Origin of the sequence: Caballeronia grimmiae, from assembly GCF_000698555.1 — a bacterium.
GTDB classification, from domain to species: domain Bacteria; phylum Pseudomonadota; class Gammaproteobacteria; order Burkholderiales; family Burkholderiaceae; genus Caballeronia; species Caballeronia grimmiae.
The window spans coordinates 97739-109320 of record NZ_JFHE01000009.1 but is presented as its reverse complement, the minus strand read 5'-3'; the positions used below and the strand labels follow the sequence as shown (position 1 = coordinate 109320).

At 61.0% G+C, this 11582-nt stretch carries 12 protein-coding genes and 1 pseudogene; 9 read left to right on the top strand and 4 right to left on the bottom strand.

The window, feature by feature from the left end; translation table 11 throughout:
• Nucleotides 1-50 precede the first annotated feature (50 nt).
• The 8 genes from BG57_RS12535 to BG57_RS12505 all read left to right on the top strand — a co-directional run bounded on the left by BG57_RS12535 (nucleotide 51) and on the right by BG57_RS12505 (nucleotide 6668).
• Complete coding sequence (locus BG57_RS12535) at nucleotides 51-410, top strand: BON domain-containing protein (protein ID WP_035963580.1); 360 nt, start codon at nucleotides 51-53, stop codon at nucleotides 408-410.
• Nucleotides 411-489: 79 nt separating this feature from the next.
• Nucleotides 490-1014, top strand: a complete 525-nt coding sequence (locus BG57_RS12530; RefSeq protein ID WP_035963578.1) for a VOC family protein — start codon at nucleotides 490-492, stop codon at nucleotides 1012-1014.
• Between the two features lie 20 nt (nucleotides 1015-1034).
• Entirely contained in the window at nucleotides 1035-1670 is a 636-nt protein-coding gene (locus tag BG57_RS12525; protein ID WP_035963576.1) for a cysteine hydrolase family protein, read from the top strand.
• A gap of 40 nt (nucleotides 1671-1710) precedes the next feature.
• A complete protein-coding gene (locus BG57_RS12520; protein ID WP_035963424.1) occupies nucleotides 1711-3039 on the top strand; it encodes an epoxide hydrolase family protein in 1329 nt (442 codons plus the stop codon).
• Nucleotides 3040-3175: 136 nt separating this feature from the next.
• A complete protein-coding gene (locus tag BG57_RS12515) occupies nucleotides 3176-3379 on the top strand; it encodes a hypothetical protein (protein ID WP_035963422.1) in 204 nt (67 codons plus the stop codon).
• Between the two features lie 64 nt (nucleotides 3380-3443).
• A complete protein-coding gene (locus BG57_RS12510; protein ID WP_035963421.1) occupies nucleotides 3444-5015 on the top strand; it encodes an aldehyde dehydrogenase (NADP(+)) in 1572 nt (523 codons plus the stop codon).
• Nucleotides 5016-5360: 345 nt separating this feature from the next.
• Nucleotides 5361-5756, top strand: a complete 396-nt coding sequence (locus BG57_RS31540) for a DUF3331 domain-containing protein (protein WP_075583125.1) — start codon at nucleotides 5361-5363, stop codon at nucleotides 5754-5756.
• Nucleotides 5757-5804: 48 nt separating this feature from the next.
• Entirely contained in the window at nucleotides 5805-6668 is an 864-nt protein-coding gene (locus tag BG57_RS12505; protein WP_035963420.1) for an alpha/beta fold hydrolase, read from the top strand.
• Nucleotides 6669-6727: 59 nt separating this feature from the next.
• Here the strand turns inward: BG57_RS12505 and BG57_RS32995 are convergent.
• The 3 genes and pseudogenes from BG57_RS32995 to BG57_RS12495 form a co-directional block, all read right to left on the bottom strand.
• Nucleotides 6728-6994: pseudogene (locus BG57_RS32995) on the bottom strand (IS3 family transposase); the annotation flags it as partial.
• A gap of 216 nt (nucleotides 6995-7210) precedes the next feature.
• Complete coding sequence (locus tag BG57_RS12500) at nucleotides 7211-8647, bottom strand: MFS transporter (RefSeq protein WP_035963419.1); 1437 nt, start codon at nucleotides 8645-8647, stop codon at nucleotides 7211-7213.
• 24 nt (nucleotides 8648-8671) lie between these two features.
• Entirely contained in the window at nucleotides 8672-9145 is a 474-nt protein-coding gene (locus BG57_RS12495; RefSeq protein ID WP_035963417.1) for a nuclear transport factor 2 family protein, read from the bottom strand.
• 232 nt (nucleotides 9146-9377) lie between these two features.
• Here BG57_RS12495 and BG57_RS12490 point away from each other — a divergent pair, with 232 nt between their 5' ends.
• Complete coding sequence (locus tag BG57_RS12490; RefSeq protein ID WP_035963574.1) at nucleotides 9378-10010, top strand: TetR/AcrR family transcriptional regulator; 633 nt, start codon at nucleotides 9378-9380, stop codon at nucleotides 10008-10010.
• Nucleotides 10011-10448: 438 nt separating this feature from the next.
• On the opposite strand, the gene BG57_RS12485 is transcribed toward BG57_RS12490, so the two are convergent.
• Entirely contained in the window at nucleotides 10449-11579 is a 1131-nt protein-coding gene (locus tag BG57_RS12485; RefSeq protein ID WP_152562578.1) for a hypothetical protein, read from the bottom strand.
• Nucleotides 11580-11582: the final 3 nt, after the last annotated feature.

Here is an 11582-nt window from a genome sequence, read left to right as displayed (position 1 = left end):
ATCTCCGACCTTGCGTGTTACGCCGGGTCGTCACCCTCAGGAGCCAAGGCATGCAAACGCGAGCGTTCATCTTTTCCATGGCGGCCGTGACGGCGTTCTCCGCGACGTTGCTGGCGGAAATGCCAACGGCCTTCGCCGCTGATCTTTCTACCACCGGCGTTGATGCGCCTACCAAGAAACAGATCCGCGCGGAAAATCGTGCGCTGAGCCACGCCGTCCGACAGTCCTTCACGCACACGCGCGGACTAGACGCTTCCCGCATTAACGTTGTCTCACGCGGCAGCACCGTCACGCTTGCCGGTAGCGCGCCGGATCAAGTCCAGATCGAGGCCGCCGGCGCTGCGGCGTCAAAGGTGTCCGGCGTGGGTCGTGTCGATAACCGGCTGACGGTGAGTGAGCCGGGTCATTAGTCCGATTCGCAATCAATAGCGTTTGAGCGACAGGCCGTTCTTCATCGACGCACAAGACAACGCAAGCAAGGAGTCAACGATGAACCAGCACAGTCTCGACATGAAGCTCGAGATCGTCGTCATCCCAGTGTCGGACACCGACCGCGCGAAGCAGTTCTATGGTGGTCTTGGATGGCGGCTCGACGTCGACTTCAAAACCGACGATGGCTATCGCGTCGTCCAGTTCACGCCGACCGGTTCGGAGTGCTCCGTTATCTTCGGCCAGAACGTGACCGACGCCGCTCCGGGCTCCGCGCGCGGACATTATTTAGTTGTTCCGGACATCGTTGCCGCTCGTATGGAACTCCTGAGTCGCGGAGTTGAAGTTAGCGAGCTGTTTCACGATGCAGGCGGTGTCTTTCACCGAGCCGACGGAAAGGGACGTTCAAGCGGCGCGAGTCCAGGTCGGAAAAGCTATGGCTCGTTCGCGATGTTCAGTGATCCGGACGGCAACCGCTGGGTCCTTCAGGAGGTCACGGCCCGCCTGTCGCCTGATGTCGAGCCGGGCGATCAACGATTCAGCAGTCAGATTGTCGAGGTGCTCCATCGTGCGAAGAGCGCGTGACGCTCAAACCGGAGAAAAGAATGGCCGATCTTTCTTATTGCGCTGAGCGCACAGGATTATTGCTGATCGATCCGTACAACGATTTTCTTTCTGACGGCGGCAAGATCTTTCCAATGGTCAAAGAGATTGCCGAAGACGTTGGCCTGCTGGACCATATGCGCGCGATTGTCGCCGCTACGCGCCGCGCGCGCGTGCAAGTACTGCACGTGCCGCATCGGCGATGGCGACCGGGCGATTACGAGAACTGGAATCATCCGAATCCGACGCAGCGGCGCATTCAGCAGCGCCATACGTTCGAAGAGGGAACGTGGGGCGGGCAATGGCACCCAGATTTTTTGCCAAGTGCCGATGACATCATCATAAAAGAACACTGGGCGCAGAGCGGCTTCGCTAACACGGACCTTGATTTTCAACTGAAACAGCAGGGCATCACGCATGTGATTCTGATCGGGCTGCTGGCCAACACCTGCGTTGAATGTACGGGCCGCTTCGCGATGGAACTGGGGTATCACGTCACGCTTGTGCGCGATGCGACCGCCGCCTTCACACGCGAGATGATGCGTGCCGCGCACGAACTCAACGGGCCGACGTTCGCACACGAGATTGTGACGACGGCGGAACTGATTGCGGCACTCGAAGCCACGCACGGCGCGTAATCGGTTGCTTACGGTCCTACACTGCAGCAAAGGAGCTTGCATGCTCGACGACAACTTCCTCCGAACCGCTTCACGCCGAGGCTTCATCGGTGCGGCAGCGGCTGTGCTCGCTGCGGGTGCATGGAGTCGCGGGGCGTTCGCTGGTACGACGGCCGCGCCCATGGTGCAAATCTCGCAATCCCCAGCCGACGACAAAGCCGGCCTCCGCAAGCTGCGCATTCACGCGAGCAACGCGGAGCTGGCCGACTTGCGACGCCGGGTTCAGGCGACACGGTGGCCGACGCGCGAAACGGTGAACGATTCTTCGCAGGGCGTTCAGATTGCGACGATGCAAAGTGTCGCGCGGTACTGGACGACAGCATATGACTGGCGCAAGGTCGAGGCGAGATTGAACGCATTGCCGCAGTTCGTTACCTCGATCGACGGGCTGGATATTCACTTCATTCACGTGCGTTCAAGACAGCCAAATTCATTGCCAATCATCATCACGCATGGATGGCCTGGCTCCATCGTCGAACAGTTGAAGATCATCGGGCCGCTGACCGATCCGCTCGCGCATGGCGGGGCGGCCGCCGATGCCTTCGACGTCGTGATCCCCTCGCTACCCGGCTACGGGTTTTCCGAGAAGCCGATCACGACGGGCTGGGACCCCGTGCGCATCGCGCGCGCGTGGGTCGTCCTGATGCAGCGCCTTGACTATTCGCGGTACGTTGCGCAAGGCGGAGACTGGGGCAATGCCGTCACCGAGCAGATGGCGCTGCTGAAGCCCCCTGGGCTGGTCGCAATCCACACGAACATGCCTGCTACGGTCCCCGACAATATCGCGAAGGCGCTGAAGTATGGAGAAGCTGCGCCGCCCGGTCTCTCGCCAGACGAGAAGCACGCGTTTGATCAGCTGGATTTCTTCTACAAGCACGGACTCGGCTATGCGCTCGAAATGGCGAATCGACCGCAGACACTCTACGGCATCGAAGATTCCCCAATTGGGCTGGCTGCATGGATGCTCGACCACGATGCTAGCAGTCAGGCCTTGATCGCCCGCGTGTTTGAGGGGCAGCAGGAAGGGCTTACGCGCGATGACATCCTCGATAACGTAACGCTGTACTGGCTTACGCGCACGGCGATCTCGTCCGCGCGCCTGTACTGGGAGAACAAGCTCAACTTCTTCGAGCCAAAGCATGTTTCGATTCCAGTAGCGGTCAGCGTCTTTCCAGACGAGATTTACGCGGCCCCGAAAAGCTGGACCGAGAATGCATACGTCAATCTGATTCACTACAACCGCCTGCCGAAGGGTGGTCACTTCGCGGCGTGGGAACAACCACAAACCTTCGCTGAGGAAATCCGCGCGAGCTTTCGGTCGGTGCGCTGACGGAAGTTCGCTTATGCAATGCGCTCATGCGTTGCGCTCATGCGTTGCGCGTGCGTCGCCAGGTCGTAACGAATGTCGATGGAGTAGGAGCACCACGGAGCGAATTATCGTTTCCGTGAAACTGGAGGAACTTGTGATGAAACTCGTCAAGAAATTCATTATCGCGGCGCTCATCGCCGCGCCCGCGCTTGCGTCGGCTCAAACGAGCGATCAACAAGCGGCGGGCAATTCCGGGTTAGGTTCTGTCGGCGGTGCGAGCGGCAGTATGCAAACGCCTTCGGGTTACTCCACTCCGGACGACTCCGTGATTGGACTGGGACCTATCTACAAGAATCCTTAATGAGCAATGCTCGGCCACAGTTGCACTGACGCAACGCAGCGCGCCCGCTGCAAGGAGAGTACGCATGGACTTCACTGGGAATCTGTTTATCGGCGGTGACGAAGTACGCGGGACGGCCGGGACGATGAAAGCCTTGAATCCAGCAACCAACGCGCACATCGAACCGTCATTTTCTCTTGGCGGTGCGGCTGAAGTTGACCGCGCCGCGCGGTGCGCCGATGAAGCATTTGACACGTACAACGCCACGACCCTCGAACGAAGAAGTTCGTTCCTCGCGCGCATCGCCGATGGGCTGGAGGCGATCAAGGAGGAATTGGCGCAACGCACGTCGCTTGAGACGGGCTTGCCAATCGCTCAGCTCGAAGCGGAAATTATCAAGTCTGCGACAGTCTTCCGCCAGTTCGGCGCGCTGGTCAGGCAAGGCCGGTTCCGTCAGGCGACGATCGATCCCGCGTTGCCCGAGCGTCAGCCGCGAGCGAGGATGGATCATCGCATGCAGAAGATCGCGCTCGGGCCGGTTGCCATTTTTGGCGCCAGCAATTTTCCAATCGCCTACTCGGTAGCAGGGGGGGATACGGCATCCGCCTTGGCCGCTGGCTGTCCGGTGATATTGAAAGCGCACAACGCGCATCCTGGCGCATCGGAACTCGAGAGTCGCGTGATTTTGCAGGCAGTCAAGGATGCGGGCCTGCACAGCGGCGTCTTCTCGATGGTGCGTGGCGGCGGCAACGAAATCGGCGAGGCGCTGGTGGATCATCCGCTCATCAAGGCGGTCACGTTCACTGGGTCAGAGGCTGGAGGCATGGCGCTATTCCAGCGCGCACAGCAACGTTCGGATCCTATCCCCGTCTTCACAGAAATGACGAGCGTCAATCCGACTTTCGTCTTGCCGGCGGCGCTTGCCGCGCGGGGGGCTGGCATCGGAGATGGCTTCGCCGAACGCATGCTCGTCAACGTCGGGCAAGCGTGCCTCAAGCCTGCAATCCTGCTTGCGATTGCCGGTGCCGGCTTCGACGAGTTGCGGAACGCGATGATAGCGCGCGTGCAGGCAATGCACGCGCGAACCATGCTGACACCAGCGATAAACGTGGCGTATCGGAAAGGCGTCGAGCGGCGCGCAGGAACTGGAGCAAAGCGCATCGCAACAGGTGGTGACGAACGAGGGCCGTGGGAAGGGGAAGCGGTTCTCTTTCAGGTCGAAGGAGCGCAATTGCTCGACGTGCCGTCGCTTTCGGAAGAATTGTTCGGCCCGGCAGCGCTTCTGGTTCGCTTAACGGATTTCGGGCAAATGGAAGAGATCGCTAAGCAGCTGCGTGGACAGTTGTCCGCGACCATGCACATCGAGCCCGCCGATTATGCGCTTGCCGCACGTCTTCTTCCGGTACTCGAACGACGGACAGGGCGTATTGTCGTCAATGCATTTTCGCATCCGCAAGAAGTGTCGTATGCCTCGATTCATGGAGGGCCTTTTCCGGCAACGTCGGATTCACGGTTCACGTCCGTCGGCATGAGCGCGATCGAGCGCTTTCTTCGGCCCGTGTGCTACCAGGGATTTCCGGACGAGCTGCTGCCGGAAGCCCTTAGAGCGGCGAACCCTGCACACGTGCCCCGGCTGATCGATGGGGAAGTCCGATAAATGTGGGATCACGTCACGCCTATTGCGAGAGTGACCTGAACCAGACGTTGCTGGCTGGACGGCTGATCTGTTCGGCGGTTGACCGGACCTTTGCATGAGCGGCACTTGGAAAGGCGCGCAGCCGTGTCAGATAGAACGGTGCGACGGTCATGGATGCATGGACGCCGATGCAATGGGCCTGCCCGTCCCGACCACCTAAGAACGCCCCAATGACGGCGGCTTCCCATGTTGATGGCGCTTAACGGGCGAATTGATGGCTGCGGCGGCGCAGGCATAGCGTCCCGCCTCAATGCCTGCCGAATCGGCTCACGCGCGTTCTAACGATTCTTGAATGAGGACTAGAGGATGCCAACAGGCACGAAGACGCGAGACCCTTGGTCGCGAACCATCGCGATGATGCGTGCATCGTGGGATGGCGCCGCGCTCACTGTATCTGTGAAGGCGAATCAACAAGGTCCGGGCGCGTTCGGCGATTCCCTTCTCATCAGCGTTGTGGACCGCCCGACAGCCAGCACCGCGACGCTCTACTGGCGAGATGCCACGCGTTGTTGTTATCCAGACCAGGCATGGAGGACAGCAGTTGCGCGCAGAACGGGGCATTGTGCGATGAGCGGGCTGCCGATAAGCCGAGGTGACGCCGTCTACGTGCCAAGACGAAGCGCCGACGTATCCAATGCAAACGCGATGATCCTGGCATCGGTGCTCGAGCGCCTCACGGTGGGAGTGATGGCCTCCCCTTAGGACGGTGCATGTCGTTTGTCGAACTGACACACAGAGGAGCGAAATACGATGCTAGTGCGATATCGGTCCATCAAGGTCGAGAACTTGTCGGTTTTTTATCGGGAGTCGGGCTGGGACAATCGGCGCGTATTGCTCCTGATGCACGGCTTTCCGTCATCGTCACGAATGTATGAGCCGCTGCTTCGAAGGTTGGGTGACGAATTCCACCTTATTGCCCCGGACTACCCGGGTTTTGGTCACAGTGACGCCCCCGATCCGCGCGAGTTCTCTTACACGTTCGATCATATCGCCGAGGTCATGAGGGGGTTCGTCCAGGCGCTCGGTCTGGGTTCGTACTCGCTCTATCTGCAGGACTACGGTGGACCAGTCGGGTTCCGGCTCGCCCTTGCTGATTCCAAGCGGGTGCAGTCGCTGATCGTTCAGAACGCGGTAGCCCACGAGGCCGGACTCGGGCCACTGTGGGAAACTCGCCGCGCGTTCTGGCGCGACCGGGCAGCGCACCAGGCTGCCATCGAACAGAACCTGATGTCGCTTTCGGCGGCACGGTATCGCCACGTTGGGACAAGCCCGAATGCCGAATTCTACGACCCCGACTTGTGGACCGACGAGTACGCCTTCCTATCGCGTCCGGGGCAGCTCTCAATACAGAGCGACCTCTTTTACGACTATCGGAACAACGTCGCGTCGTACCCAGCGTGGCAGGCATGGCTCAGGGCGCACCGCCCCCGTCTGCTTATTCTCTGGGGACAATACGATCCGTCTTTCATGTTAAGCGAAACGCAGGCGTATTGCGCCGATGTGCCGGACGCCGAAGTCAATGTTCTGGAAGCAGGGCATTTCGCGCTCGATGAAAAAGCGGACGAGATTGCGCGCTGCGTACGTGCATTCTTTCAACGTTGGCTGGAACAGTAAGGCATGCTGAATTGCTTCGAATCAGCTTGCCATTCCTATTGGAAACATTGCGAGAGTCTCCTGTTGCAGCGTATCGTTGATGCGGTTGCGCGCAGTGGCTCGTCGTTGTCGCAGCGATACTAAGCGTCATCAGAAGACTAACGCTGGTTGCTCGTCGCCACTGCGACCTTGCCATCGTGCTGACGCTGCGGGCGTGGTGGAGCGGACCTGCGTGGTAGCAGCAAGCCGTGAACGCGCATGATCCGATACACGCGTTTGGCGTTCACGGGGATGATGCCTCGGCCCTCCCGCTGACGACGTAACCTGCCCCAGACGCGGCGATAGCCTGCAAAACTCAAACCCGTCTTCAACTTATTGGGGAAGGTCTGCAATCGCGCTTTGTGTCCCCAACTGTTCAATCTCGACCCGCATGTCCAAGGCCTGCATACGGCGAGATCGACGCGAAGCACGCCCCGCGGGGGTCGCCCGGTGCGGCTCGCCGTGCATGCCGTGGCGAAGCCAGCATCGATGTTCTCCTTGCCGCGAGTGATGGCAGGCTCAACTCAACGAGGCGCGGTCCTCGCAGCGGCACGATGGCTCGATCTCGAAGCGACGATAGACAGGACGGCGGAAACGGTCAGACTGCCGCCGACGCACACCATTGCGACGACCAGTGCCCTGGCCAAGGTCAGCGCATCCGGTGACCTCCCTGCGACACTGAAAAAGACGCCGCCGATGACCGCGACACCCAGTGCTGCGCTGATTTGCAACGCCGAATTCGTGATGCCCGCGATCATCCCGGAACCGGTCGCCGGTGCGCGATTGATAACCGAGCGCACCAGCGTCGGCAGCGCCCAGCCCTGACCGAATCCCAGGATTGCTACCGCTCCGGTCAACGGAAACCGAGCCGGCATCTGTCCGGGCGCGCCGGCCACGAGGGCGGCGAGGAGTATGCAGCCGGCAACCTCGAGCATCATGCCGATGGCGGGGACGCGGTCGCCGAAGAGGCGGATCGCCAGTGGGGTCGTCAGCGGCCCAATGAAGGCGCCGACCCCGAACGGAAGGAAAACCAGCCCTGTCTCTAATGGGCTCATTCCCAGTGCCGCCTGGAGGTAGACGGAGAACGTCAGGAAGAAAGCAGAGACGACGTAGAAGAAGAGGACGCCCGTAAGCCCGCTCATCAGGCCAGGCCTCCGGATCAGTTCCACGCTGATCAGGGGCACGCCGCCTCGGCGGGCGTAGGCCACCTCGTATCGGCAGAAGCCTACTGCAGCGACGGGGCACGCGATCAGCATGGCGCAAGCCCACCACGGCCAATTCAGCTCGCGCCCTTCGACCAGCGGCACGATGAGCAAGCCCAGCGTGAGCGCGCAGAGCAGCACCCCGATCCGGTCCACAGGTGCCGGGCTGTCACCGCGGACGTCGGGTAGCAACGGCAGCCCGAAAATCAGGACGGCGGCGACGACGGGCAAGTTGATGAGAAAGACGACGCGCCACTCCAGGTGAAAGATGTCCGCAGAGATCAACGCACCCCCGAGCGCCTGCGCGGCTACGGCGGCCAGCCCCACCGCGGCGCCGTAGAGGCCCAAAGCGCGCGCGCGCTCCTTCTCCGGGAACAAGGCGTGAATGGAGGCCAGTCCTTGCGGCGCCATGGCGGCGGCGCTCAGGCCCTGCAGCACGCGCCCGAGGATCAGTATGGCGGGTGACGATGCGAGGCCGCAGATCACCGATGTGAGTCCGAAGCCCGTGACGCCGATCAGGAAGATCCTCCGCCGGCCGAAGAGATCGCCTAGCCGTCCTCCTGTGATAAGGAAGACCGCGTAGGCCGCGGCGTATCCGGAAATGACGAGTTGCAGCTCTGCAGCGCTCGTGTGGAGGGTGCTCTGGATCGACGGCAGCGCGACGTTCACGATGAAGAAGTCCAGCGGAGGCAGAAATGCTCCCACCAGCAATACCGCGAACGCCGACCATCGACGCGTAGAGGAGGTTGTCGTATGCATAGGTTTCGGCGGCGGCGGACCGCGTCAGGCCGGACGGCCGAAGCGTTCGGTTCCTGTGATGGGGTGCCAGTTCTGGAGCGGCGTGGCGTAGTGCATGGTGAAGGTGCGCTCCAGGAATGCCCAGCGGCCTTCGCGTCGCTGATAGACGTCGCGGTATTGGCCGCTCACCTGGAGGGTGCCCTTATCGACGTCGTAAAAAAGACAGTCCGCCGCCACCAGGCCGTGGCCGTTGTCACCGTCCACCGTGATCAGGGCATTCGCCATCCAGTGATGCATATGTGGCATGCGCTTCATGTTGATGCGTGCTTGCGCCAGGATGGCCTCCAGGCCGTCGGAGTTGCCGTTTGCGCCCAGGTGCAGTCGCGATTCGGGATGCCAGAGAGTGGCCAGCAGCTCGATGTTCATGGTGTCGAACGCCTCGGCGTAGTTAGCGATCAGCGCATCGATGGCGAAGCGGCTTTCGATGGCGTCAAGGCGTGCTTCGAGATCTTTGGACATTTGGTTTTTACGTACCGATTGGTATACAAATAGCGAAAAATGCGGGGTTCGTGTGGTGACCCCGCGCTGCTCTGGCTTTACATACCGAGTGGTACAAATATAAGCGCGCTTGAAAGGCCGTGTCAACTGCCCTTTTGTACGGCCCGGTGCCATGCGCGAGAGGTTGTAAGTCGCGACTTGCCCAAATATTGTGTATCGACTAGTATATAAACTTTGACTGACGGAGATGTTCATGGTTCAGCGGGGTCGGCCACGCACGTTCGACCGCGATGCGGCGATCATTTCGGCGATGCACCTGTTCTGGGAGCATGGCTATGAATCGACGTCCTTGTCGCAGTTGAAGGCGGCGATCGGCGGGGGCATTTCCGCGCCCAGCTTCTATGCGGCCTTCGAGTCCAAGGAGGCGCTGTACAAGGAGGCGCTGGAGCGATACATGGAGATTTACGGCAAGGTGACCCGTAGTCTCCATGACACGTCGATTCCGCCACGGGAGGGCGTGCTCCTGGCGCTGCTCCGGTCGGCAAGGATGCAGACTGAAAGCGGCCACCCGAAAGGCTGTATGGTCGCGCTGGGCGTTGTCGGGGCCAGTTCCACAGGCAGCGAAGCCGTCACCCAGTTGCTTCGTGAGGTGCGCAGTCGCACGCGCGCCGGCTTCCGCGCCTGCGTAGCACGGGGCATCAAGAGTGGGGAACTGCGCAGCAGCACGGATCCGGCATCACTGTCCATCGCGCTCGACTGCTTTTTCCAGGGACTGTCTGTACTCGCCCGCGATCGTGTCCGGCATGCCGTCATCGAGAAGGCCGTGACCGACGCGATGGGGATCTGGGATGCCGCAGCGGACCAGCCGATGTCTAAGGAAGTCTGAAGAACCTACTACGGACCTTCATTGCCTGAGGGCACCTGAGCCGCGAACATCGAGCCCATCAAGCAGATCAGCCTAAGGGCAATGTTGCGATATCCCTAGCCCTGAGGGTTGGCAGTCACGTCTTGGACGCCTTTCAGGTAGGCGTGTGGTTCGTGCCAACGAACGTAGCAGACACATGATGGCTGCGGCTCGTTCGAGTTATTGCGCGCACGTCGGTTCAGCCGCCAGTTCAACCGGTTTGTCGGGCGCTCGCCCGTCAACGAGGCGCGAGACAAGCGCGCCTCGTTTGCGCTGTCGGCCGGTGCGCGAATGACGGATTCAGCGCGTCTCGCTGAGTAGGCAGCGGGCTGCCTTCGAGGACGCGCTCATCGCCAGCGCCGCAGCCGCTTCGCTCGCAAGCGTGAGTGAGCATGGCGGCTGCTTCGCATGGCAGGCGATTCAGTCGCCGGAGCCGACGGAAGGCAGCGGCGCGAAGATCAGGGAGCCGTCGGCGACGATGCCAAGACTCACACCGACCATCCGGCATTCCGTAACGAGGCCGAGCGTCGACGTCTGATAAGTGCAGATCGAACGTTGATTCGGAAGACCGCCCAGCGGCGTGATAGTCGGGCTGCTGAAATCGAGGCCTGCCGAATCGTAATCGGGCGCGTCCTGTCCGGCGACGAGTTGCGTCGGGTCACCGTCCTTCTTCTGCGTCTTGTAGACGAAGAAAATGCCGTTTGCGAGCACGGAATACATCGTGCGCGCAAAGACGGTCGTTGCGCGATTAGCGGCCCAGTTGATCGCGGCACGGCCGAACTCGTTACGCACGACGGCGCCCGTCATCACGAATGAAAAGAATTCGCCGCGCACACTCATCTCAACGCCGTAAGCGGCGACTTCGCGCGCCGTCACGCTGAACATTGCGCGTGCGGCGAGCGCTTCCGGGCCGGCTGTGCCAAGGCTCACGGCAGTCAGGATAACCGTGCCTGCCGCCATCGCGATTTCCAGAGGATTCCCGACACCGCCCGAACCCAGCGTCTGCGTTTCCTCGATGTCATTCGATCCGACCTTCGTGCGGCTCAGCGTCCACGCGCTACCGGGCGGATCGGAGAGCACGTAGTGACGCTGGCTGAGCTTGTTGCCCGACTTGTCCGTGAGCGTGATGTCGAAGCCACGCGACGACGTCTGGTCTTTGCAGCCGCCCATCAGGTTCGCGGACGTCTCGCCCTTGAACATGACCATGTTGACTTTGGTCGTCTGCGTCGCAGGGCCCAGGTTGATGGACGTGTTCATCGGATAGGCAGTGATCGTCGCGAGGTCGGTCAAGCCAAACGAATTATTGAACGCCGTCATGTAGCTGAGGTAGCCCTTGTCGGAGACCGCGCTGCGGCGATAGTAGCCAAAGTACTCCTGCACGCGGCCATCGTCGTCACCCGTCGTGTCGTACCAGCAGGTGTTGTCGCCCGGTGTGAAGTTCACGGTGACGTTGTACGGCGAGAAGTTCGCGAAATGAACGACGGTATCCATGCCCGCATTCGCGCTCGAGGCGAAGGTCGCGGCCAGCACCGCCAAAGCAATCTTTTTCACAAT

Coding starts and splice junctions, on each gene's coding strand:
- BG57_RS12520 (WP_035963424.1), top strand. CDS start 1,711: ATGCTCGACGACAACTTCCTCCGAACCGCTTCACGCCGAGGCTTCATC.
- BG57_RS31540 (WP_075583125.1), top strand. CDS start 5,361: ATGCCAACAGGCACGAAGACGCGAGACCCTTGGTCGCGAACCATCGCG.
- BG57_RS12510 (WP_035963421.1), top strand. CDS start 3,444: ATGGACTTCACTGGGAATCTGTTTATCGGCGGTGACGAAGTACGCGGG.
- BG57_RS12505 (WP_035963420.1), top strand. CDS start 5,805: ATGCTAGTGCGATATCGGTCCATCAAGGTCGAGAACTTGTCGGTTTTT.
- BG57_RS12530 (WP_035963578.1), top strand. CDS start 490: ATGAACCAGCACAGTCTCGACATGAAGCTCGAGATCGTCGTCATCCCA.
- BG57_RS12500 (WP_035963419.1), bottom strand. CDS start 8,647: ATGCATACGACAACCTCCTCTACGCGTCGATGGTCGGCGTTCGCGGTA.
- BG57_RS12515 (WP_035963422.1), top strand. CDS start 3,176: ATGAAACTCGTCAAGAAATTCATTATCGCGGCGCTCATCGCCGCGCCC.
- BG57_RS12535 (WP_035963580.1), top strand. CDS start 51: ATGCAAACGCGAGCGTTCATCTTTTCCATGGCGGCCGTGACGGCGTTC.
- BG57_RS12495 (WP_035963417.1), bottom strand. CDS start 9,145: ATGTCCAAAGATCTCGAAGCACGCCTTGACGCCATCGAAAGCCGCTTC.
- BG57_RS12525 (WP_035963576.1), top strand. CDS start 1,035: ATGGCCGATCTTTCTTATTGCGCTGAGCGCACAGGATTATTGCTGATC.
- BG57_RS12490 (WP_035963574.1), top strand. CDS start 9,378: ATGGTTCAGCGGGGTCGGCCACGCACGTTCGACCGCGATGCGGCGATC.